Below are 21,129 nucleotides of genomic sequence, written 5' to 3'. Positions count from 1 at the left end.
CTGCGTCATCTCTCTTACGTTGCATAAATTGGAACGTAATACTATAATTAATGCGCATGTTTTGGATGATTACTCATAGATAATGTTTTATTCCGGAAAAATGGATACAGCTATGCTAAAGGTTATTGCTTCAATCTCCGTTTTTATAATTTTTACCGTTATTGGCTCCCTGTTTTCTGGATGTAATGATGGTTGGATGTCTGCATCAATAGGAAGTAGAGGAGCTTGTTCCCATCATGGTGGTGTAAGCGGTATGCCCGGATTGTTTATGTTTGTCGGGTTTGTAGCAGGTGTGTTTCTATTCCTTAAATTATCATCAAAAAATAGTATTCATCACGACGATAGTAATGCCATTGATACTAGTATTAGAAATGTTGAGAATGTTAATAGTAGAGGGCTAATAAAAACCACTATAAAAAATGATGAAAAAAAAGAGCTTATCGCATCATTTGAAAAGTATTCCGAAAAAAATAAAAATCCGCTATTGAAAGTCTTTGTTTACTCTAACGGTCTATTGCTGTGTGAGTTAATAAATAAAAATAATGGTTATGACTGTTTCACAAGGAAATTAAACATGACAAGAATGAATGACCTTCAAACTACATTGGAGAATGTTTTTCTGCATGATGGTAATGAATTTTTAACGGGCGTAAATCTGCGGTATTTTAAGTTAAGATTTTTCAGTGACAATGCTCGAAGGCACTCTGAAATCGTGATTGGAAATTTTAATGAGCCAAAACTTCTAAGATTAAAAAACATAATAATTGATGCCTTTCCTGTTGTAGCGAGAAAAATGTAACCTTTATAAAACATTAATCCCAAATGTTTGCAAGGGCAGCGCCCACGCTCTTAACGTCAATCTTCAAATAGTTCATGGTCACTTTAGGATCTGAATGGTTCAGCGTCTTCATGGCTAACGCCAGATTTCCGTTAGACTTCTCATAGACCGCCGTTGCAGAAAATTTCCTAAAGCTGTGGCACCCTACCGTTCCTTTAATCCCGACATTCTCCGCAGCCTGTTTGATCTCACGGTTCACTTGTTCACGGCTTACAGGGGATTTTCCTGATGCACGGTTGCTGTGCGATGTGAAAACGTATTCGTCTTTCGGGAATGCCTGACGGCGGCGTTCTACGATCTCCCACACCTTCGCAGGGACGATGATTTCCTTCTTCTTGCCCGTCTTACTCTCCAGTACTTCCAGCGTGTTTCCCTCCTTGAACTGGCTGAACTTCAAATTCACCGTGTCACCTACCCGTAAACATAAAGAGGCCATAGTGATCGCTACATCTGCGAATAGCTGTTTGTTATGACTTTCAAGCCAGCTTATCAGCTTAAACGCCTCTGCCTGGGTGATTATCTTCGTGGTCGCCATCTACTTATCTCCGTAAATCTTGAAACTGTGAAATAAGATTATGATCATTTTCAGCAAGTTACAACTATTCAATCTCACATTTTTTTGACGGAGTGGTGGAAGGTTGCGCCATTTCCAGCACTACTGAACGCGAAAAAGCACGGACTCCTGTTTGAAATTCGAACAATTTAGGAATATCTTGAACGAAATCATAATGTTGGCAAGTCTAAACAGATGTTTGCACGTTGCCAAATCCTGGCGAGGCTATGCACATTTTATGCAGATTCATTGCATACAATAGAGAGTGAGGAGGACGGTTAAATAATTTATTTTAATTAAATCAATGAATTAGGCGTTCTATCTCACATTACTATAAAACCTTGAGGTAGAGGCATTGCACGGTAGATGATAGCTGTTCTCATTTGTGGCGTTGTGATCTGAGTTGATGATAATTATTATCAACAAAGGTGATTTTGGTATGGAAAATCGAATTGTTACATTATAACAAAAGTCGTTAAGCACATTGCACCTATCATGAAAGTGCTCTTAGTGGACAATGATTGCTGTGAGCCGCACGGTGCAAGGCTTTACAAAAATTGAGGTAATGTACATCGATAGTTAGAAAGTGATTTACAGAGCGTGAGAGGTGGATTATTTAGATTGGCTTAATCCTGGATTAAGTAGGGCTTTACTGTCCATTTTGATTGGAATTACTGCGGGTTGTTGCATGGACGATTCGGAGTGAGCAGGGTGATGATTAATCGTTGGGGAGTGACGTTTTGTCACTTTCAGCGTGAGAACATACGGGAAAAACCCTGCTATGTGACGGAGTGTCACACATACGAATCATCCTGTCTGTGACGTAATGTCACATCAACAAGCTACTTCTGTGACGCAGCGTCACACATGAGGCACGTTATCTGTGACGTAACGTCACTCTATAAGACTAACTAACTATAATACTAAGACCTATAAGACTATGTTTGTGGATTTGACCTTTTGCGCTGGTCGCAAAGATCATTTGCCTAGCGTCAATCGCCGTCACTCAAGGGGAAATGTCCTGGTACGCCGTTTGGTGGCTTCCCGGACACCCCCGTTCCTGCTCACGACGCAGCAAAGCGTTACTCTTTACCTTCTGGACTCGTGCAAACTTCGTTTCTGACGAGAGTCAGGCACGAACAATTATTTGCCATCGGCAAAGTACCGTTGCGCTGTGCGCGGAATAGTCGTGTGCTTCGCCAGTGGCTAAAGTTCACTTACCCTCGTACCTCGTGCAAGTTCACTAAGCCTCAATCCAATACCAACACCTACTATCCTGATAACTACCGTTATCCCTCTGTAGTTGTGCTATTGGTTTCGGGAGTAAGTGCCAGAGGGCGGCATAAGTGCAAACAGAGCGCCTCAGAGGTGCTGCAATCGATTTAAAGAGGGTAAGAAATGTAAGTGACTACCCATGCAATAAAAGCTCTTAGAATGCTTTACAGAGCGTTTTAGGGCTATTGTAGTTAATGAACCAGGCGTGAGCCTCTCAGCACATCCATCGTTAGTATAGTTGGCTGGGCATACGTGATGGTGCTACATAATGAAACGATGGTTTCAATGTCCTGGATGGTGATCTGATAGGTTCCAGCACCGGGCGAGCCAATGTCTCGGCAGAGTATCCAGCCAGCATTATCCAGATCGCCAATGACGGTCATCACTCGTTTCTGAGTCATGCCGAGATCACGGGCTGTACAACTCAGATCGAACATCACACATCCGGCTGTATCGTCCTCACACTCTCTGAGATAAGCCCACACTCGTTTATGATCGGTGGTAAAAGTCAGTACTTTGGGGAGTCTGCTGCGTTTCTGTGGATGCGTTACCTCGGTGAAATACGGCACCAGGCTGTCAAACATCTGTTCGGTGGTGAGTTCAATTGTATGTGGCGTGTGAGTAGTGCTGAGGTGTGGCTGAGAATGATTCATTAAGTCCTCCTGTCTGTTTTTTAGTCAATAAGTCCTCTTGGTTGAGTTGTTATCGTTCATTTTTTAATCACTTGTTAATGGGGTGTCTGGGGTTTTCCCAAGCATTCCGTTCTGGTTGGCAAAACTACCACAAAAACAGATTGATTTCCATCGTTGATTTTGTGTATAAAGAGCACTAATCGCAAAACAAAAATGCAACGCGTTGAAAAAGATCAAAATTATTTTGAGAAATCACCATTGAGGGGTTGACAGATAGGTAAGAAAAATGTTATAGTACCCATGTAGCATAAAACTTTATCCACATAATCTCTTAATGCACTTTGAGCCGTCAGGCTGCAAGGTGTCTTTTTATTTACGCCAACCATAGGAGGCCACACTGAGATACTTTGACGTTGAAGACACACTTCAACAATTGAAAGACGGAACCACCAACCGTTACCGCATCCGAGCACTACGCAACGCTTGCCGCGCTCGTGGATACCACGAAAGGGAAGCCTTTCTCACAGAAGTATTGAAGCGCTGGGATGAAATCCGCACTTCGACCACTAAATAACCCAGAAGGAGAACAAGAATGATCGAGAAGAAAACCAAACTACCACCGTCCACATCGTTAATGATACCGGATGAGACATTTCAGATTCTGTTCAGAGAAGCGAAGCGCCGAAAAATGAGCGTAAGCGCACTCCTTCTTGAAGAATGCCAAAGTCTGGCGGTCAAATACTCGAAAGCTGGCGCGTAATAACCACGTTTCAGCGTCAAAACCCACCCCACGAATGAGAAGCGGAGAAAACCAAATGAGGAGCATTCGTAATTTACTGAGCATACATAGGAGCATAGAACAATGGCAAAAACCCTCGCCGAGATTAAGGCAGATCCAAAATACCAATACACCGATAAAGATGGAAAAGTAAGAGATCGTACAATCAACATCCCGCATTACTTCCGAGAGATTCCACGTATTTATTCTCCCAATCTCGAAAATGGTTTCATGGATTTTTGCCCGAAGGCGCAAAAGTTGTACTGTTATTTTCAGGGATGGGAAAATTCAGGGAATTTCTGTTACGAAAGCCAGACAGAACTTGGAAAGGTGATCGATTTATCCAGGGAGCACACCTGCAAACTCATTCAGAAGCTGCAAGATGCAGGGCTAATCACGAAAGAGAAAAACCCTGGTTATCGTTCCAAAGTTTACCGCACGTTTCCGATCACTGATGCGCACATTACTCCACCAGAAGCACTGACAGTGCAGCCTGTAGCAGCGTCTGACGAAGTGCCAGCCCCTGAGCCAGTGAAGACAGTAGAAACCCACGAAGACACACCAGCGATAACACCTCAAAGAATCCGTACTTCTGACGCAGTGAAACACCTGCTTGAAAATCTCTCACAACGACGAGAGGACGAGAGCTTTTATTCCTGGTCATCAAGAGTGCTTCAACGAATCGGAATAGATCATTCAATGGGAATCGAGCAACTATTTCAGGAAACACACCCGTATGAATACACCCAGATTGAACAATCAACGATACCATTTTAACGGAGACCTAATTGATACAATACATAAAATTGAACAACACAAACCAGATACAGATCAACGATAGCGGGAAGGGCGTTTATCATGCGCTTATCTGGTTCTGGAAAGGAAGGAAGACCAAAATTTCTTACGGAGAGCTATCTGATAAATCCGGTGTAAGTGATCGCGGGATCAGATTCTGGCTTAGTACTCTACGCAACATTGGTGTAATTCAAATAGAGGATGAAAGTAGCTATTTATCATTCACGCTGAAACAAATCGAGCGCGACAATGTAGAATTTATCTACTCCAATTTCTAAATAACAATACGGGAAACTTTTATGATCATCGCTATCTATTGGCTATTTGCATTTTACGCAGTATGGAGCATAACGAGGAAATACGGAGGTTTTGACCTGCCCCCACGATTAGATACAACACTCAGTTAGTAACGTCGGAATCTTCATTCTCAGAATGACCCTTTCTCCAGCCCGCTGCAAATTCAGACGGTGTCTGATAATTCAGCGTGGAGTGCGGGCGGCATTCGTTATAATCCTGCCGCCAGTCATTAATAATTTTCCTGGCATGAACGATATCGCTGAACCAGTGCTCATTCAAACATTCATCGCGAAATCGTCCGTTAAAGCTCTCAATAAATCCGTTCTGCGTTGGCTTGCCCGGCTGGATTAAGCGCAACTCAACACCATGCTCAAAGGCCCATTGATCCAGTGCACGGCAAGTGAACTCCGGCCCCTGGTCAGTTCTTATCGTCGCCGGATAGCCTCGAAACAGTGCAATGCTGTCCAGAATACGCGTGACCTGAACGCCTGAAATCCCAAAGGCAACAGTGACCGTCAGGCATTCCTTTGTGAAATCATCGACGCAGGTAAGACACTTGATCCTGCGACCGGTGGAAAGTGCGTCCATGACGAAATCCATCGACCAGGTCAGATTGGGCGCCGCCGGACGGAGCAGCGGCAGACGTTCTGTTGCCAGCCCTTTACGACGTCTTCTGCGTTTTACGCCCAGGCCACTGAGGTGATAAAGCCGGTACACGCGCTTATGATTAACATGAAGCCCTTCACGGCGCAGCAACTGCCAAATACGACGGTAGCCAAAACGCCTGCGCTCCAGTGCCAGCTCAGTGATGCGCCCTGATAAATGCGCATCAGCAGCCGGACGGTGAGCCTCATAGCGGCAGGTCGACAGGGATAAACCTGTAAGCCTGCAGGCACGACGTTGCGACAGACCGGTCGCATCACACATCAACATCACGGCTTCCCGCTTCTGGTCTGTCGTCAGTACTTTCGCCCAAGAGCCACCTGAAGCGCCTCTTTATCCAGCATGGCTTCGGCAAGCAGCTTCTTGAGTCTGGCGTTCTCTTCCTCAAGCGACTTCAGGCGCTTAACTTCAGGCACCTCCATACCGCCATACTTCTTACGCCAGATGTAAAACGTGGCATCGGAAATGGCATGCTTGCGGCAGAGTTCACGGGCGGGTACCCCAGCTTCGGCTTCGCGGAGAATACTGATGATCTGTTCATCGGAAAAACGCTTCTTCATGGGGATGTCCTCATGTGGCTTATGAAGACATTACTAACATCGCGGTGTATTAATCAACGGGGAGCAGGTCAGCGTATTCACTGCATGCAGCATTGGTACAACCTGAGCGACGGTGCCATGGAAGATGCCCTGTACGAAATCGCCTCCATGCGCCTGTTTGCCCGATTATCCCTGGATAGCGCCCTGCCGGATCGCACCACCATCATGAATTTCCGCCACCTGCTCGAGCAGCATCAACTGGCCCGTCAATTGTTCAAGACCATCAATCGCTGGCTGGCCGAAGCAGGCGTCATGATGACCCAAGGCACTTTGGTGGATGCCACCATCATTGAGGCACCCAGCTCTACCAAGAACAATGAGCAGCAACGCGATCCGGAGATGCATCAGACCAAGAAAGGCAATCAGTGGCACTTTGGCATGAAGGCCCACATTGGTGTCGATGCCAAGAGTGGCCTGACCCACAGCCTGGTCACCACCGCGGCCAACGAGCATGACCTCAATCAGCTGGGTAATCTGCTTCATGGAGAGGAGCAATTTGTCTCAGCCGATGCCGGCTACCAAGGAGCGCCACAGCGCGAGGAGCTGGCCGAGGTGGATGTGGACTGGCTGATCGCCGAGCGTCCCGGCAGGGTAAAAACCTTGAAGCAGCATCCGCGCAAGAACAAAACGGCCATCAACATCGAATACATGAAAGCCAGCATCCGTGCCAGGGTGGAGCACCCGTTTCGCATCATCAAGCGGCAGTTCGGCTTCGTGAAAGCCAGATACAAGGGGCTGCTGAAAAACGATAACCAACTGGCGATGTTATTCACCCTGGCCAACCTGTTTCGGGTGGACCAAATGATACGTCAGTGGGAGAGATCTCAGTAAAAACCGGAAATAACGCCAGAAATGGTGGAAAAAATAGCCTAAATAGGCTGATTCGATGTGTTTGCGGGAAAAAAATCGGCCCAGATCCGCGAAATTTTAATCAGCGAGTCAGCTTGGGAAGAAATGACCTGCTTATTCGCACCTTCCCTAACTCTTTAAACTCTGTCACCTCTCGTGACCTTGAGCAGTATAAAGCGCGTGGAACCGTAGACACTGCTGATCAAATTACCCTCGCTATTAACGATTTCAGCGATGCACAGTATGCACAGGTGAGTAACACGGTAGAGGTTGACCTTGTAGAGGCACTGTTAGGGCTTCGTGTACAGTCACAATACGCCGGACAAGGCAATTTAGATTTCCTTGCAGGTGGTAGCAAAACCACATACACGATGGACATTAGCGCAGACGCTAACGTGTTCCAGCAACTAAGTGAGATCGGACGCATTCAGAATGTGAAACTTGGATCAGGGCTGGCGCAGGCTAAACAAGGAGCGGTGATCCTGGCTTCTGGCAAAGCTGCCGTAGCGCTACGCTATCACCCGTCCGTGAAAGACTTCATGGTGTATACGCTGCCGCTGGAATCTGGCGATAACTTCTACACCCGCACTAAAGGCGCTAACCCTGCTTTCGAAACATGGACGCTAAACGGCGTAACAGTGATCGACGTGACAGGCTATAGCCTCGTCACTGACAAAATCGGGGTTGATGGCTTCGTGAGTATTCCTGTAATGACTCCAGAATCAAACGCTTACGTTCTTCACTCTGGTGTTGGTGTTCGCCATGCGACACAAGGCAAAGGCGCGGAACTGTATCACCAGTATGTAATTGTTGATCAGCGTTGGGGCTTCCCAGAAGTGGCTACAGAGTGTAGCTATCTGCCAATTGTTAATGTTCCACAAGCGATCATTTTCGGTAGCGTCTCATAATAATGAGCGATAGACGTTAGCTCTTCACGTCTGGAAATAACAGAAGAGCTTTTTAATCAGGGGGCGTAGGGAACTGGAACACGCAAAGCAAATGCGCCAGCCCTTGCCCCTTTTTTATTTTCAGCGTGAGGAAAGAGTATGTACTTAATTTTGAAATCTGCAAGAGGGCTGCATGTTCAATTATCGGCCTCTGATGCCGAAGGCTTATTAAATGTTGCTGCAATGTGCAGATTATTAGATGTTGACTATAACGGCGTGAGACAACGTATTTTTCGTGGTGAAACTGTAGAGCAAGCGATTCACCATTTTTTAGATAAGAAAGGCGGTGAATAATCATGCTTGAGATCCACACAAGTTCTATCAAGAACACGGTTACATTCAGCGTTGACCGTAATTCTATGAAGACAGCCCTTGATGCTTTTGACCAGATTCAGAAGAAAGCGAAAGGTATTAAAGACCCCACAATAAACATGAAGAGATTCAGCCAAGGGCTAAAGTCTGCTGAAAGAGAATTAGATAAGCTGAATAAGAAAGCCTCTAAGCCACGTAATAGCGATGAACGAGAAAAGGCAAGGGCAGCTAAGGCGCAAGCCCGTGTAGAGGCTCAGGCAGCGAAAGAGGCCGCAAGAAACGCACAGCGCCGTGAACGTGCGGAGCTAAAACTCCTGGATACAGCCAGCAGCTTTAAATCAATGCAGCACCTTACCAATGTTGAGCTTACACAGGCGGCTCTTGCAGCGTCACGTATAACTAAGGCGTACTCTCAGGGAACGATCAGCCTCGCCAGGCAAAACAGCGAGATTAAGCGCTTACAGCAGGGTTACAGACGTATTAACGCTGAACGTAGGCAAGCAGCTAAACGAGGCGCTACGGCTCCCGCTGGCGGCTCTGGAGCGATAACAGGTGGATTGATGGGATTAGGCACTGGTGCGCTTGCTGGCGCTGGTATTGGTGCGGCTGCGTATGGTGCTTATTCATGGGGGAAAGATGCTGTAACCGCACAGGAAGAACGTAGCGAGATTGTACAGCGTGCCAGATTAGGGAATGTAGATTACAACGCTCTACAAGCCCAAAGCCAATACGCTACCGCTAACGGGATCGATTCGGGAATGGGTATTCAAGGTCAGTTAAAACTCCTTGATAATTATAAAGACATTCAGGATCGCATCGGTCAAACTCTCAATGAGGCTAAATACGATAAGAAATCTGGTCAATACAAAGGTGGTGATCAGGGGATTCTGTCAGCAGTGAACACTGCCGGATTCACGATGGACGATTTACGCCGATACCAAACAAACCCGATGGGCTTTACCTCTGCCTATGTTAACACCTTGGAAAAACAAGGGAAATCCTCAGAGCAAATCCTCGCATCTTTGGAACAGCTTGGTGATGACATGGGTCTGTATGTGGGTGCTTTCCGCAATCAAGGTAAGGCACTCACTGATCAGGTGGACGTGCTCAAGCGTAACGGGCAATGGTTGAACCAGGAACAGCAAGATCAGCTTGTAGCCTATCGCAAGTTTAATCAGGAAATGGACATTCTTAACGATAGTCAGAAATTAGCCTTCTTTGAAGGTTTCATGGAGTCTCTCGACCCTGCGACGGTTAAAGAGTTTAAGGAAGCTATGCAGGAGGCGTTACCCTTCTTCAAAGGCTTAGGGAAAGCGGCGGGTGATGTAGTAGACGGCTTAATGAAGCTAACTAACTGGATTACAGGTAAGCTGAATCTCCTGAACGGTGACAACACCACTAAAGAGGCGGTGAGCCAGCATTACGGCACAACGTCAGCACCTGCAAAGCCTGGAAGTAATCCAGTGGCTAACGCCTACGGAGCCAGCCAGCCTAAAGCCACACATGAGCATAATGTGTTTGATACGGTGCGCGAGTGGTGGAACGGGACGGGCGACGCTAAAGACGTGAGCAGCTACGCACAGAGCACCAACGGAGATTATTCTCCTGTCTCGATGTTAAAAAAATCCGCAGCGGCTACTGCGACACCGCCAGTTAATAATACGATGGTGCAACCTGTAGTATTACAAAATAACCTGCCGGAAGGAATGATCTCTCTCACTATTTCCCCTGATCCGACATTCGGAAACATGCTAAATGCGAGCGTAGATCAGCGTATTAATCAGAACAATCAGCGTATGGTGCTGGCTGTTTCATCTGGACAAGGGACGGGGGGCTAATTGCCCCTCTTCATAAGGAATAAAATAAAATGGCAACACCAGGAAGTTTAACAATCGGGGGCGATTCTTCCCAAATTAATTCAACCTCAAATAGTAATAACAGCAGTGCTACACGTAATAAAGGTGAAAACGGATTCACTATTCTTGCATCTGTTTATAATCCAGCTTCTGATAGCTACATTCAAAACTATCAGGCTATTGTGTTTGATGCTGTCACCGATACCGGAATACGCAGACAGGCAGACATTACAAGCTATCCCGTTGAGAGCGGGGCCGAAGTGAGCGATCACGTTCAGATAAAGAATAATACATTCAAGCTGTCTGGGATTATTACCGAAACTCCGGTAAGGCTGGAGAAAGATTTATTATACAGTGCTGGCGTTAATGGCACTCGTATTTCTCAAGCTATCCAGTATCTTGATAAAATCTTTGATAGTCGTCAGCCTATTACATTAGTGACAGAGCACAAAGTGTATGAGAATGTCATTCTCTCTGGAATCAGTTACGATTATAAATCTGAATTTGCTATGCAATTCGATCTTGAATTTGAACAGATCAGACTTGTTAGCAAAGCTACAGTTAATGTAATTGCGACTAAAACGCAGGGAAATAAATCTGTAGGCGGTACGGTGAAACAGAAGGTAGTGAACAATGCACCTAAGAAAACCGAATCTGACACTGTTACTACGGAGTTTAAAAAATAAGGGGCTTGCGCCCCTTTTTTATTGGTTCTCGATCTCTGGATAACGTAGCAATTCGATGTATTGGCGAAGTTCTACCGGAGAGGCGGCATTCTTGCTATAAGTCTTGAAACTCTCTGTATTGCCACGCTCATGACCGAGTAGCAGCGCAACGCGATCCTCTGGGACGGGCTTTAATCTCCTGCCTATGCCGCCCCTGTCCATAAGCTGGGCCGCGTGGTGCCGTAGCGAGTGGAAAACCTTCCTTTCTGATCCCACTTCCCCCAAAGCCTTACGTTTAGCCCTCGTAAAACGCTGTGAATGCCACGTTGAGCGCTTTCCGTCTGCACGGTCAATGATTGACGCACGATAGAATAAAAAGCCGTTGTGAGGCTTCTCACGCAGTGACAACACCAACGGAGTGATCAGGCTATGCACCGGAATAATACGAGCGGCTGATTTGCTCTTACCCTCCGTCACTTCGAAGCATAACACCCCCTCGATCTCCTTGATGTTACTGGAGCATAGCGAACAGATTTCATTCAGGCGCATCCCGCTGTACATGCCGATCAGCGTTACATTCTGCATCTCTTCATCATCTGCCATCACCGCGAACACTTTCGCCAATTCGCCAGGCTCAAACACTTCGTAGCTCACTTTGCTACTTTTGCTTTCTAAACCATGACCACGCCAGATGTTTTCTTGCGGTGCATCGTGGTAGCGGTTACGAGCAAGATCCCAGATTTGAGCCAATGCACTAACGTAGTTTTGTATCGTCTGAGGAGCTTTCTCCGTTTTGAGCTGATCAAGCCAGCCTGTAACGGTGGTTCGGTTAATGTCACGAAGCTGAACATCACGCTTTTTCAGATGTTCTAAGAGCACTTCTACGGCCTTATTGGTCTTCGATAGTGTGGTGAGCTTGCGCTTCTCGCTGAACTGGAGAATGTACTGATCCCGCATCCTCAAGAGGGAGGGGCAACTCATAACAGGGGCGCTTAATGGCTCTGGTGCTTCGTGTGCATACGTCCCGATCCGGCGTAGCTCATTCAGTATTTGCTCCACCTTCGAGCCTTTATCACGCTCTGGCTTTAGCTGGCTACGTATCTTGATCCATTCCAGGGCCACCGCATCACGGAAGAGACGGGCTTCGCGCACATCGCGTGTGCCTGTGCTCTTCACGTAGTTGTGTCGCCCTCCGAATAGATGGCGCATGTACTTTGGTATGGCAATCCTCACCAGATAGTTTCCGCAAGGATCTAAAACCAGATAACGATCTCTCTTGTAAATCATGCAAACCCCAGCTATTTTGTCAGGGCTTTTGCACTTGAATTTGAATAGTGTGAAATGTCGAAGTCTTTTCCTGTTTTTGCAGTTGATTCAAAGCATTACAGGAGCTTGCCAGACAAGCGAACGACCGTAGAAATACGTGCCGGTTCGAGTCCGGCCTTCGGCACCAAAAGATGCAAATCAAAGTCGCTTAAGGGCGGCTTTTTTTGTGTCTGAAAGCCAGTGCCTGCAAGACTTTCCTCGCTTTTTCACTCAACCTAAATCAACCTGATTCAATCTACATCAACTTGCTGATGTGGGTACATCTGCGGTTATATCCCGGTTCGATAATGTTTGTACCCACACAGAATCCTTGGAAGGATATTCATCATGGCTCTGAGTGATGTGAAGGTTCGTACGGCTAAGCCTGAAGCAAAAGTCTATAAACTGACTGACGGTGAAGGCGTGGTTTTGCTGGTTCACCCTAACGGCTCCAAATACTGGCGACTGCGTTATCGTTTTGGCGGTAAGGAGCAGATGCTGGCGCAGGGGAAATACCCTGAAGTCTCGCTGGCGGATGCCTGGGCACGCCGGGATGAAGCCCGTAAGCTGTTAGCTAATGGTGTCGATCCCCGCGAGAACAAGAAAGCCGTTAAGATAGAGCTGGAGCAAGAGATGATAACTTTTGAAGTGGTAGCCAGAGACTGGCATGCCAGTAATCAGAAGTGGTCTGTATCGCATAGCGCACGTGTATTGAAAAAGTTGGGGGATAATCTCTTTGCTGCCATTGGTAAGCGGGACATTGCTGACCTGAAGACACGAGATCTGCTTATACCCATTAAAGCAGTCGAGTCATCTGGGCGTCTTGAAGTCGCTGCCCGTTTACAGCTGCGTACTACCGCGATTATGCGCTTTGCTGTGCAGAGCGGCTTAATCGACTATAACCCCGCGCAAGAGATTGCCGGAGCGGTTGCTACGGCGAAAAGACAGCACCGTGCTGCTCTGGAGCTTATCCGCATTCCTGAATTGCTTCACCGCATCGATCACTATTCTGGCAGGCCGTTAACCCGACTGGCGGTTGAACTCACTTTGTTGGTTTTCATCCGTTCAAGCGAGCTGCGTTTTGCCCACTGGCCAGAAGTGGATTTTGAAATGGCCATGTGGACGATTTCTGGTGAGCGTGAACCGCTGGAAGGTATTAAGCATTCTCAACGTGGTTCGAAGATGCGGACAACTCATCTTGCTCCTTTGTCACGGCAAGCTCTAGCCATTCTGGAAAAGATCAAAAGCATGAATGGGAATCGAGAGCTGATCTTCGTTGGTGATCATGATACGCGTAAGCCGATGAGTGAGAACACTGTGAACAAGGCGCTGAGAGTTATGGTTTATGACACGAAAACGGAAGTCTGTCGGCATGGATTCAGGACGATGGCTTGTAGCTCATTGATTGAATAGGGTTTGTGGTCGAGAGATGCGGTGGAAAGGCAGATGAGCCTTCAAGAGCGTAGCTCTGTTTGGGAGGCTTATATCCATAAGGCGGAACATCTTGGAAGAGCGTAGGTTGATGTTGCAGTAGTGGGCTAATTATCTGGAGGCGAATCGGGAGAAAGGGGGTAGTCCTTTTAGCTTTGGAAAAATTAATTATTAACTAGTTAGTAGATTTATTGCAAATTCCGAGAGCTTATACATTTGCAAAGTGTCAGTTAAAATAAAAGCACTCCGAAGTTTTCTCGAGGTGCTTTTTATTAGTGATATAGTATATAACTCACTCAATTTATTATTAATTTATCTAGTTCAGTCATATAATGTTCTCTATGAGGATGCATTCCTGAATCGATAGCACCTCTAAATGCCATTGAAAGCATTGTCATCAAGGAGTCATTAGATACATTAACTGACTTTTTATTTAGCAGTGTGATCATCATTTCTTTAACGAATTTTAGTGCTAAACTGAAAAGAAAATGGCCCCTAATATAGCAATAAATATCATTGCATCTCTCCTCTACAACACTTGCAGCTACTTGTATATCATGCGGTGGAATTATTTTGTCTATTTCTTCTATTTTTTTTAATATTCTTTCGGCTGGGAATTTATCACTATTCCATGTTTTGCCAAATAAACCATCTCCATGATCACCTAATATATTCAGGCCGGAGCCAATAGCCTCATTCGCAAACTCACGAATAACTAATGGTTGTAGTTGATTTATAATGTATTCATGCCAATGCTGGACTGATAATGAACAGTATTCTTCTTCGCCACCAATTGATTTTCCTATACTTACGATGGCATCATTGTAAACTAAGGTGTTCTCAACGCTATGACCAAAGGTAAAAAGTACCCTTTCATGTTGAGGTATTTTATTCAATGTATATTTATAATCCTTATCTCTAGCTACGAAAATTTCAAGATTTTCCTTCAATATTTTATCAATGTAATCATCAATAATTGTACAGCTTCCCGCAATTTCAATAGATATACCATTCACTCCTTTGGAGTCTAAAAGAGTTTTCCAAAAAACGCGATCAGTTGGTCCTTCGACATACAGGATAGCGTTAACTCTTTTGAACTTATTCAGCACCGCTAAGGCTTTTGAACCGCGAGGAATTCCTTTACTCATAGCAGATATCTTCCATATCAAGAATATTTTCTGGGTATTCACCTGCGACTTCTGGGGAGTGCGTTGCTACAATAATTTGAGCGCTTCTGTTTAACATTCTTATAGATGGTAATATTTTACTTTGCCAATCGATATGTAAAGAAAGCTCAGGTTCGTCAGCAATGAATAATTTAGATTCACCATCCTGAAGAAGTGATTCGGTTAATAATATTAGGATCTGCTTTTCACCAGATGAAAGTTTTTTGAAATCATATTCACTGCTATTTCTATTTGTGTCTTTGAAATATAAACCACCATCAGATAATAAAGTTATTGTTTTTCCATTAAAGTATTTCTGAAGTTCTTTTTTATATATGTCAAGTGGTCTAAAAAGTCTTTTTCTTCTCCTTTCAGCAGACTTACCTGCCTGTAATATTTTTTTTGTTCTTTTTAGGAGTGGAAAGGCGAAAATTTTGTCAACGTCAAAAACTCCTTTATTTTCTGCAATCGCTTCCTGTAAATATGTTACGCTTTCCTGAATTGCATTGAAATGTTTACTGATTAGTTCTTTAGCTTTACCTTTTCTTAGAGTACTTTGGATGCCAAGCTGATTATAAGAGTTGGTGAAATTTTTCATTTCTTCTTGAAAATCAGTTTGAGCTAGTTCATTCAAACCAATTGATGAGTCAATATCCGCATCAGTAAAGCACTGAAATTAAAACCTCTTCTTGAAACTCTCTAGCAATTTCTTTTGATTCTTGAGCTTTCTTTAGCTGATAAACTTTTAGCTTGTTTAATAATTCTGTAAGAATACTATCGATGGAGTTCACTTGATTTAGATCCTTTCTTGAATCTAAATACTCTAGATCATCAATATCGCTAATGCCTGCACGACTAACAGATAAACTTGAAAAAGATATAATTTCTTGTAGTTTACCTTTAATTAGTTCCACTACAGGTAGTATTCGCCTTTGAACGTGAATTGAACGAACATTTCTTCCATTTAAAAATGGAAGATCATATACAACTCTACTGATTTTATAAGAAACAGATTCGTCACTGTGTTTATTCTCTGATTGTCTTGTAATAGTTAATGTTCTTCTCTTCTTTTTACCGTCGAAATAACCTTCGAAAATCAATGTGGCACTGTCGAACCATAATTCCTCTAGTGCAGCCACATCTACTCTTAAAATTGCAACAAGAATATTTATGAATGTCGTTTTCCCTGTGCCGTTTGCCCCAATGAAAATGCTTACATCTTCATAGAAGTTAGTCTCAATATTGTTCCATCCCCAGACTCCGGTTATTTTTGCATTTGCTAGTGTATACATTATCAAATCTCTCATTATTTGGCTGTTATTCAAATCGATTTGTGTTAAATGTCGAACTGATTACCTTAGTAAGCCCAGTGATTATAAGCCAAGGGCATTTTATTCAACTTAGCTCTGTGTTCACGCCAGTTTGGCAAATACATACTCATCAGGCCGATAAAACGCTCATTGTGCTTGCGTTCGTGTAGATGAACTAGCTCGTGAACCACAATGAACTCAAGGCATTCAGGAGGTTTTTTAACCAGTTCCAGATTAATCCAGATACGTGCGGTTTGGGGGTTACAGCTACCCCATTTAGTCTTCATTCGCTTGATTCCAACAAAACTGGCTTCAGCCTTTACCTCTTGCTGCCATTTTGCCATTAATTTAGGCAGTCTTTGTTTTAAAATACCGCGATACCACTGGTTGAGAACTGCTTCCCGCTGGGCCATATCATAATGTGGAGGTACTTTCATTCGTATCCAGCCACCCTGTAGTTTCACTTCAGCGGGCTTATCCACTAAAACTACATCCAGGCGATATCCTCTTCCCCAAAGATAGTGTGTTTCGCCACTACACATTTCTCGTTCACTCTGGCGCGGCTGAGCCTGAAATTGTGCTTGCTGCTGTCGAATCCATATCAGCCTTCTGACAACAGCCATCCTGATAGCTGTGTCTGACAGTGAGACGGGAGCCGATACTCTTACTCGGCCATCCGGAGGAAGTATGCTGATATGCAAGTTTTTGATTGGCTTACGCTGTAAATCAAGAGTGAGCTCACCAAATGTAACCAATGGCATCAGCGGTACTCCTTCTGTGCCTTCACCAGAGCCATAACATCCGCGACTGTCACTGAAAAACCTTTAATTTCTTCCGCGATAGCAAAGCTGATCTCGCGTTCTTTAAAACGATCCCCATACCAGTCGGCCTTTTTAGTGTGACGTACTGCAGTATCTATCTTTATAACTAACACTTCATCCTGCCCAAGGTTGTCATACAACGCTTTCTTGGCGAGGGTATCAATACTTGCTGGGTAAGTACTTTTACTACCTGACTGCGGATGTTTAACCTGCTTCGCCAGTTCACGTACGTGCTCCAGATACTCCTGATAGGAGAGCGCCTGTTGACGACGAAGTGCGATCAGTTCATCAAGCAACACCGACATTTTTTCGTAGTATTTCGGGTTGACTGGGTTTTCATCAACAATGGTTCTGCGAACGTTATTTTCAATCGCTTCAGCCATGGCCTCCTGGTTGCCACGCATGTCGGCTGGAAGTCCATCCAGTGCTTCTTCTCCGCGTTCAATAATCAACTCAAGCAGCCCTAGTTCCTCAAAGTCCATAAGGGTTTCACTAGGATCGGCATCCACCCAAAGATCCAACATCTGCCGCATACCTGGCTCGAACTGCTTCATGTCCACGAAATCGCCACTGGCTATTTTGATTTCATCGCGGACTTTTGTATAAAACTCAACATCAATGCGGATTTGATTTGCCTGCTGCTCGCTATAACCAGCATCTGTTAGCTCACCTGCCAGATTGGTAAAAGCACGGATAAGCTTCGCCACGGATTGATACAATGTTAGACGTAAAGCTTCTTTCTCAGATAACTGCTCTATCGACGCCCCTGATTCCCCACAAAAATAATGCTGATAATCAAGTTGATTGCGAGGCATTTTTACTGGTTCGCAAAGGGTACGAACGGCATCCAGAGCACCATCAAGATCGATTTTCGCCTGTTGCAATCGATCCTTCAGTAAACCGGCTACATCTTCTTTGTCATAGCCGTCAAAGGCTTCTGCAGTGTAGTCCTGAACGGTTTTTTCCAATGAGCGGAAAAGGTCTTTATAGTCGACGATATAGCCGTATTCTTTATCTTCACCATCCAACCGGTTAACGCGACATATCGCTTGGAAAAGGTTGTGATCGGCCATTTTCTTATCAATATAGAGGTATGTGGCTGACGGAGCATCAAAGCCAGTCAATAACTTATCAACGACTATCAGAAGGCGCATCTGGCCTGGTTCTTTGATGAAGCGTTGTTTGACCTCTTTTTCGAAATCACTCACTCGTTTGGCTGCTTCAGCCTCAGGCTGTTCAAAATACTCCGCAAGCATTTTGCGATAGATGTTGTACTTGGCCAGTTTCTCAGTCAGTCCTTCACCGCTCTCCTCGCCTTTAATCTCACTGGCATTTGGCTGGTAGCTCGTCACAATCGCACATTTACCGGCAAAACCAGCTTCACTAAACATCTCATAGCATTTGCAGGCTTGATAGACACTGGAACAAACCAACATGGCGTTACCGTGGCCATCTGCGAGTCGTGGTTTTTGTTCGAAATCGAGAAGGATGTCCGCGACAATTTGTTCTAGCCGCGAGCGGCTCGATAACAGCTTCTGCATTGATGCCCATTTCTGCTTGAGTTGCTGCTGGCCAAGGCGAGAAAGTTTAGATGTCTTAGCATCAAACCACTGGTCGACTTTTTTCTGCGATTTGACTCGCTGATCGATGTCACGAGCTTCGTAGCGCAAGTCCAGTACAACCCCATCATTGACTGCTTCATCAAATTTATAAGTGTGGATATAAGGACCGAAGACCTCCACTGACTTTTTCTTATCCTTCTTCATCAGTGGGGTGCCGGTGAAACCGATAAATTGCGCATCTGGCAGAATGCTTGTCATCGCCGAATGCAATTTGCCGGATTGGGTTCGGTGGCACTCATCCACAAACACGAATAATTTTCCCTTCGGGCTAAAATCGGCAGGGATATTTCGTTTCATTTGTTCGATAAAATCGTCCGTGTCAGCATCTCTGTCTTCCTCCTCCTGACGACCAAACTTATGCACTAACGAGCATATAAGCCAGGGCTTGGTTTGATTCAGACGAGTCACCAGATCTGCGCCGCTTCTGGTGCGAAGGATCTCTTCTTCCACACCGTTAAACACTTTCTCGATCTGTTCATCAAGTTCTGTACGGTCGGTAATGATCAACACTCGGCTATCGGTAATATTTTCTCTGATCCATTTTGCAAGCCAAACCATTGTCAGGCTTTTACCGCTGCCTTGGGTATGCCAAATAATCCCGCCTTCATTGCGTTGAATAAACGGTTTCGTTGCAGTGACGCCAAAATATTGGTTATGACGGCAGGTTTTCTTCACTCCAGCATCGAAAACGATAAAGTCGTGGATCAATTCCAGCAGGCGCTGTTTATTACATATCTGAGCCAGGTGACGATCAAGCATGTTGGTGTGAGGTGATTCAGCGGCTTCTTTCCACTGAAGATAATATTTCTCCGGCGTTTCTATTACGCCATAGCGAAGCCCTTCTAAATCATTACCGGCCATCACCAATTGGATGGTAGTGAAGAAGCTGCGGATGAAGGCTTTTTGCTGATTATCGAGGTTTTGGCGGATGCCCTCTGAGACTAACACTGTAGAACGTTTAAGCTCAATGACACCAAGCGCAATACCGTTAACATACAGCACCAAATCCGGGCGCTTTTTATTTTCACCGTTGTAGGTCACTTCTTCAGCTATAGCAAAATCATTGGCTTCTGGATTTTTCCAGTCCACCAACCACACGGTTTGATTCTGCTCACCAGCACCTTCTTTATCCTTCACGCCGTAGCGTAGCAGGCGATACACCTCTTTGTTTGCATCATAGAGGATACGGCCTTCACCGAGGCTTGCGGCTCGATCCAGCTGCCGTAATGCTCGGGCGATTAGGATTTCTGAAACGCCGCGTTTTGTTAACCAGGCAGAAACTAAGCCTGGTTCAATATTCCGGTTGTCTTCTCGTTTATGCCAGTTACCAAGATAGTGATAACCGAGATGTTTGGTGAATAACTGGATAACACGTTTTTGTGTCATGCGTTCACGTTGGCCAACACTGTTCATAACACCTCCCTTAATACGCTATCACTACCATCGACACTGCTTAACACTGCCAGCATTTCCGCTTCGTGAGTGGCGATTTCTTCTTCCCCCCACTGATTGTTCTTCTTCATCAGCTCGATCATGGCGAGTAGTTTCAGACTATCAATTTCATTCCGTTCGAGACTCGCTTCGAAGTGCTCTTGCTTTTGTTTTGGCTGGAAATTACTCAGTCGCGAATTCTTGCTATGGCTAATCAGACTGAGGTTGCCGAAGGTATGCAACGACGTATCTGGTAATGACCTATAGCCATCCATGGGATGCTGGGGATAGAAATGCTCTACTGAACTCCGGAAGGTAAATTCGAAACGTTTGACTACCTCAGCTTTATGTCTGTCACGGCACCAGAGTAAGTAGTCCAGGTAATTGAATACCAGGTTGTTTGCTATCATCCCAAAGCGCATCTTCTTCTTAATCTTGTCCGACAGTACCGCAGGTTGGAGATGTAGCTCTTTACCGTAGATAATCTCAAAATATGATTTTGGTTCTTGTTCTGCCAGAAAGTTTTGAAAGACAAACGAGGAGGCAAGATGCTCCAGATACCCGAGGTACTTCCTTGCATCTATCTGGTTTTCAGCGGAATGGGCATTAAACAGATAGTACAAAGCTCCATTCAACCAGTGTTTATAAACCAGAGTAGGGGTTGAAACGTGGAATGCGGAAAGCAGCATCAAAATCTGTCGGTTGATGCTGGTACTGTTACCCTCATCTTCATTAAACGTATTGGTATAACTGGTACTCTTCTCCGAATACCAACGCAGGCCCTTCAAACTCCAGCCATCGCTACCATTGGCGAACTCTCGTTTTATCACGAACTGATCAAAAAGATATTTGCATTTGAGAAGTGCAAAGGCTTTGTTGAATAAATCGAACTTTTGCTGAGTTGAAGGATCAGATCACGCATCTTCCCGACAACGCAGACCGTTCCGTGGCAAAGCAAAAGTTCAAAATAACCAACTGGCCCAC

The 21,129-nt window shown here is 45.1% G+C and carries 17 protein-coding genes and 3 pseudogenes; 10 read left to right on the top strand and 10 right to left on the bottom strand.

The window, feature by feature from the left end; all coding sequences use genetic code 11:
• The first annotated feature begins 112 nt into the window (after positions 1-112).
• Positions 113-799 carry a hypothetical protein gene (locus FHC48_RS21790; protein WP_142477653.1) on the top strand — a complete coding sequence of 229 codons (687 nt, stop codon included), beginning with the start codon at positions 113-115 and terminating at the stop codon, positions 797-799.
• Positions 800-812: 13 nt separating this feature from the next.
• Here the strand turns inward: FHC48_RS21790 and FHC48_RS21785 are convergent, their stop codons facing one another.
• Positions 813-1,373 (bottom strand): tyrosine-type recombinase/integrase, encoded by a 561-nt coding sequence (locus tag FHC48_RS21785; protein WP_032655134.1) that lies wholly within the window; start codon positions 1,371-1,373, stop codon positions 813-815.
• Positions 1,374-2,857: 1,484 nt separating this feature from the next.
• Entirely contained in the window at positions 2,858-3,319 is a 462-nt protein-coding gene (locus FHC48_RS21780) for a hypothetical protein (protein WP_069601752.1), read from the bottom strand.
• Positions 3,320-3,890: 571 nt separating this feature from the next.
• Between FHC48_RS21780 and FHC48_RS21775 the strand changes: the two genes are divergently transcribed.
• Together FHC48_RS21775 and FHC48_RS21770 are read left to right on the top strand one after the other, a co-directional pair.
• Positions 3,891-4,058, top strand: a complete 168-nt coding sequence (locus tag FHC48_RS21775) for a hypothetical protein (RefSeq protein ID WP_164530024.1) — start codon at positions 3,891-3,893, stop codon at positions 4,056-4,058.
• 102 nt (positions 4,059-4,160) lie between these two features.
• Positions 4,161-4,853 carry a helix-turn-helix domain-containing protein gene (locus FHC48_RS21770; RefSeq protein WP_220420599.1) on the top strand — a complete coding sequence of 231 codons (693 nt, stop codon included), beginning with the start codon at positions 4,161-4,163 and terminating at the stop codon, positions 4,851-4,853.
• Between the two features lie 417 nt (positions 4,854-5,270).
• On the opposite strand, the gene FHC48_RS21765 is transcribed toward FHC48_RS21770, so the two are convergent.
• Positions 5,271-6,391, bottom strand: a protein-coding gene (locus tag FHC48_RS21765) for an IS3-like element ISSen4 family transposase (protein ID WP_096147877.1) whose coding sequence is annotated in 2 segments (ribosomal slippage) — positions 5,271-6,133 and positions 6,133-6,391 — 1,122 coding nt in all. Because the reading frame shifts where the segments join, the coding sequence is not laid out codon by codon here.
• Between the two features lie 72 nt (positions 6,392-6,463).
• On the opposite strand from FHC48_RS21765, the pseudogene FHC48_RS21760 reads away from it, so the two are divergent.
• The 5 genes and pseudogenes from FHC48_RS21760 to FHC48_RS21740 form a co-directional block, all read left to right on the top strand.
• Positions 6,464-7,261: pseudogene (locus FHC48_RS21760) on the top strand (IS5-like element ISKpn26 family transposase); the annotation flags it as partial.
• Complete coding sequence (locus FHC48_RS21755) at positions 7,243-8,187, top strand: major capsid protein E (protein WP_220420598.1); 945 nt, start codon at positions 7,243-7,245, stop codon at positions 8,185-8,187. The pseudogene FHC48_RS21760 and the gene FHC48_RS21755, both read left to right, overlap by 19 nt.
• Before the next feature lie 138 nt (positions 8,188-8,325).
• Positions 8,326-8,520, top strand: coding sequence for a hypothetical protein (locus tag FHC48_RS21750; protein ID WP_196390872.1), 195 nt, complete (start codon positions 8,326-8,328; stop codon positions 8,518-8,520).
• Positions 8,521-8,522: 2 nt separating this feature from the next.
• Positions 8,523-10,376, top strand: coding sequence for a hypothetical protein (locus FHC48_RS21745; RefSeq protein ID WP_220420597.1), 1,854 nt, complete (start codon positions 8,523-8,525; stop codon positions 10,374-10,376).
• 29 nt (positions 10,377-10,405) lie between these two features.
• Complete coding sequence (locus tag FHC48_RS21740) at positions 10,406-11,080, top strand: phage baseplate protein (protein ID WP_220420596.1); 675 nt, start codon at positions 10,406-10,408, stop codon at positions 11,078-11,080.
• Positions 11,081-11,098: 18 nt separating this feature from the next.
• Here FHC48_RS21740 and FHC48_RS21735 read toward each other — a convergent pair whose 3' ends face one another.
• Positions 11,099-12,346, bottom strand: coding sequence for a tyrosine-type recombinase/integrase (locus FHC48_RS21735; protein WP_220420595.1), 1,248 nt, complete (start codon positions 12,344-12,346; stop codon positions 11,099-11,101).
• Positions 12,347-12,712: 366 nt separating this feature from the next.
• Between FHC48_RS21735 and FHC48_RS21730 the strand changes: the two are divergent.
• Positions 12,713-13,970 (top strand): annotated as a pseudogene (locus tag FHC48_RS21730) (tyrosine-type recombinase/integrase).
• Positions 13,971-14,091: 121 nt separating this feature from the next.
• On the opposite strand, the gene FHC48_RS21725 reads toward FHC48_RS21730, so the two are convergent.
• The 6 genes and pseudogenes from FHC48_RS21725 to FHC48_RS21700 form a co-directional block, all read right to left on the bottom strand.
• Entirely contained in the window at positions 14,092-14,943 is an 852-nt protein-coding gene (locus tag FHC48_RS21725; RefSeq protein ID WP_220420594.1) for a DUF4435 domain-containing protein, read from the bottom strand.
• A complete protein-coding gene (locus FHC48_RS21720) occupies positions 14,936-15,559 on the bottom strand; it encodes an AAA family ATPase (RefSeq protein ID WP_119311968.1) in 624 nt (207 codons plus the stop codon). Before FHC48_RS21720 ends, FHC48_RS21725 begins: the two co-directional genes overlap by 8 nt.
• Before the next feature lie 61 nt (positions 15,560-15,620).
• On the bottom strand, positions 15,621-16,253 hold the full coding sequence (locus FHC48_RS21715; protein WP_119311969.1) for a hypothetical protein: 633 nt from the start codon (positions 16,251-16,253) through the stop codon (positions 15,621-15,623).
• Between the two features lie 65 nt (positions 16,254-16,318).
• The gene (locus FHC48_RS21710; protein ID WP_119311970.1) at positions 16,319-17,032 is read right to left on the bottom strand and encodes a M48 family metallopeptidase; all 714 of its coding nucleotides are present in this window, start codon (positions 17,030-17,032) and stop codon (positions 16,319-16,321) included.
• The gene (locus FHC48_RS21705) at positions 17,032-20,127 is read right to left on the bottom strand and encodes a type I restriction endonuclease subunit R (RefSeq protein WP_119311971.1); all 3,096 of its coding nucleotides are present in this window, start codon (positions 20,125-20,127) and stop codon (positions 17,032-17,034) included. Before FHC48_RS21705 ends, FHC48_RS21710 begins: the two co-directional genes overlap by 1 nt.
• Positions 20,124-21,014, bottom strand: a pseudogene (locus FHC48_RS21700) (HNH endonuclease family protein); the annotation flags it as partial. The gene FHC48_RS21705 and the pseudogene FHC48_RS21700, both read right to left, overlap by 4 nt.
• A gap of 32 nt (positions 21,015-21,046) precedes the next feature.
• Here FHC48_RS21700 and FHC48_RS23595 point away from each other — a divergent pair.
• Positions 21,047-21,129, top strand: an 83-nt coding sequence (locus FHC48_RS23595) for a hypothetical protein (protein ID WP_225517502.1), incomplete at its 3' end; no start/stop codon positions are given.

This window comes from Enterobacter sp. EC_50 (genome assembly GCF_019584525.1).
Lineage (GTDB): Bacteria > Pseudomonadota > Gammaproteobacteria > Enterobacterales > Enterobacteriaceae > Enterobacter > Enterobacter roggenkampii.
This window is presented reverse-complemented; position numbering and strand designations above follow the sequence as displayed.

What these genes read in the sequence shown, in the direction of transcription:
- FHC48_RS21790 (WP_142477653.1), top strand. Translation starts at nt 113, where the DNA reads ATGCTAAAGGTTATTGCTTCAATCTCCGTTTTTATAATTTTTACCGTT.
- FHC48_RS21785 (WP_032655134.1), bottom strand. Translation starts at nt 1,373, where the DNA reads ATGGCGACCACGAAGATAATCACCCAGGCAGAGGCGTTTAAGCTGATA.
- FHC48_RS21780 (WP_069601752.1), bottom strand. Translation starts at nt 3,319, where the DNA reads ATGAATCATTCTCAGCCACACCTCAGCACTACTCACACGCCACATACA.
- FHC48_RS21775 (WP_164530024.1), top strand. Translation starts at nt 3,891, where the DNA reads ATGATCGAGAAGAAAACCAAACTACCACCGTCCACATCGTTAATGATA.
- FHC48_RS21770 (WP_220420599.1), top strand. Translation starts at nt 4,161, where the DNA reads ATGGCAAAAACCCTCGCCGAGATTAAGGCAGATCCAAAATACCAATAC.
- FHC48_RS21750 (WP_196390872.1), top strand. Translation starts at nt 8,326, where the DNA reads ATGTACTTAATTTTGAAATCTGCAAGAGGGCTGCATGTTCAATTATCG.
- FHC48_RS21745 (WP_220420597.1), top strand. Translation starts at nt 8,523, where the DNA reads ATGCTTGAGATCCACACAAGTTCTATCAAGAACACGGTTACATTCAGC.
- FHC48_RS21740 (WP_220420596.1), top strand. Translation starts at nt 10,406, where the DNA reads ATGGCAACACCAGGAAGTTTAACAATCGGGGGCGATTCTTCCCAAATT.
- FHC48_RS21735 (WP_220420595.1), bottom strand. Translation starts at nt 12,346, where the DNA reads ATGATTTACAAGAGAGATCGTTATCTGGTTTTAGATCCTTGCGGAAAC.
- FHC48_RS21725 (WP_220420594.1), bottom strand. Translation starts at nt 14,943, where the DNA reads ATGAGTAAAGGAATTCCTCGCGGTTCAAAAGCCTTAGCGGTGCTGAAT.
- FHC48_RS21720 (WP_119311968.1), bottom strand. Translation starts at nt 15,559, where the DNA reads ATGAAAAATTTCACCAACTCTTATAATCAGCTTGGCATCCAAAGTACT.
- FHC48_RS21715 (WP_119311969.1), bottom strand. Translation starts at nt 16,253, where the DNA reads ATGTATACACTAGCAAATGCAAAAATAACCGGAGTCTGGGGATGGAAC.
- FHC48_RS21710 (WP_119311970.1), bottom strand. Translation starts at nt 17,032, where the DNA reads ATGCCATTGGTTACATTTGGTGAGCTCACTCTTGATTTACAGCGTAAG.
- FHC48_RS21705 (WP_119311971.1), bottom strand. Translation starts at nt 20,127, where the DNA reads ATGAACAGTGTTGGCCAACGTGAACGCATGACACAAAAACGTGTTATC.